This is a genomic window from Kitasatospora sp. NPDC030952 (genome assembly GCF_055571335.1).
In genome coordinates this window covers 1-1310 of record NZ_JBVIFM010000064.1, presented here as the reverse complement: position 1 = coordinate 1310, position 1310 = coordinate 1, and the positions used below count along the sequence as shown (strand labels likewise).

The following is a 1310-nucleotide window of genomic DNA, read 5'->3' as shown; positions in this document are numbered from 1 at the left end:
GCGGAAGCGGTTGATGGCGGGCAGGTGCTTCTCGCGCAGTTCGGCGTTCTGGACGCCGAGGCCCTCCTCGGGGGCCAGGCAGAGCACGCCGACCTTGCCCTGGTGCTTGTTGTGGTGCACGTCGAGGGCGGCCTGGCCGGTCTCCTCCAGGGAGTAGACCTTGGAGAGGGTCGGGTGGATCTTTCCCTTGGCGATCAGGCGGTTGGCCTCGTAGGCCTCGCGGTAGTTGGCGAAGTGCGAGCCGACGATCCGCTTGAGCGACATCCACAGGTAGCGGTTGTCGTACTGGTGCATGTAGCCGGAGGTGGAGGCGCAGGTGACGATGGTGCCGCCCTTGCGGGTGACGTACACCGAGGCGCCGAAGGTCTCCCGGCCCGGGTGCTCGAAGACGATGTCGACGTCCTCGCCGCCGGTGAACTCGCGGATCTTCGCGCCCAGGCGCTTCCACTCCCGCGGGTCCTGGTTGTTCTCGTCCTTCCAGAACCGGTAGCCCTCGGCGGAACGGTCGATGATCGCCTCGGCGCCCATGGCGCGGCAGATGTCGGCCTTGGCCTCGCTGGAGACCACGCAGATCGGGGTGGCGCCGCCGGCCAGCGCGTACTGGGTGGCGTACGAGCCGAGGCCGCCGCTGGCGCCCCAGATCAGCACGTTGTCGCCCTGCTTCATGCCGGCGCCGTTGCGCGAGACCAGCTGGCGGTAGGCGGTGGAGTTGACCAAGCCGGGGGAGGCGGCCTCCTCCCAGGTCAGGTGCTTGGGCTTGGGCAGCAGCTGGTTGGTCTTCACCAGCGCGATCTGGGCCAGGCCGCCGAAGTTGGTCTCGAAGCCCCAGATGCGCTGCTCCGGGTCCATCATCGTGTCGTTGTGGCCGTCCGGGGACTCCAGCTCGACGGACAGGCAGTGGGCGACGACCTGGTCGCCGGGCTTCCACGCGTTGACGCCGGCGCCGGTGCGCAGCACCACGCCCGCGAGGTCGGAGCCGAGCACGTGGTACGGCAGGTCGTGGCGCTCGGTGAGCGGCGACAGCCGGCCGTAGCGCTCCAGGAAGCCGAAGGTGGAGACCGGCTCGAAGATCGAGCTCCACACGGTGTTGTAGTTCACCGAGCTGGCCATGACGGCGACCAGGGCCTCGCCGGGGCCCAGCTCCGGCAGGGCGACGTCGTCGAGGTGAAGGGACTTGCGGGGGTCCTTGTCGCGGCTGTCGAGGCCCGCGAACATCTGCTCCTCGTCCTTGTGGAGCGTGACCGCCCGGTAGGACTCGGGGAGCTTGATCGCCGCGAAGTCCGCCGACGTGGCGTCGGAGCTGAGGATCG

1 protein-coding gene is annotated in these 1310 nt (G+C 69.2%); it reads right to left on the bottom strand.

The features are described 5' to 3' along the window. A partial coding sequence (ccrA, locus tag ACZ47G_RS39625) for a crotonyl-CoA carboxylase/reductase (protein WP_465751382.1) occupies window positions 1–1308 on the bottom strand: 1308 nt, incomplete at its 3' end. Window positions 1309–1310 lie beyond the last annotated feature (2 nt).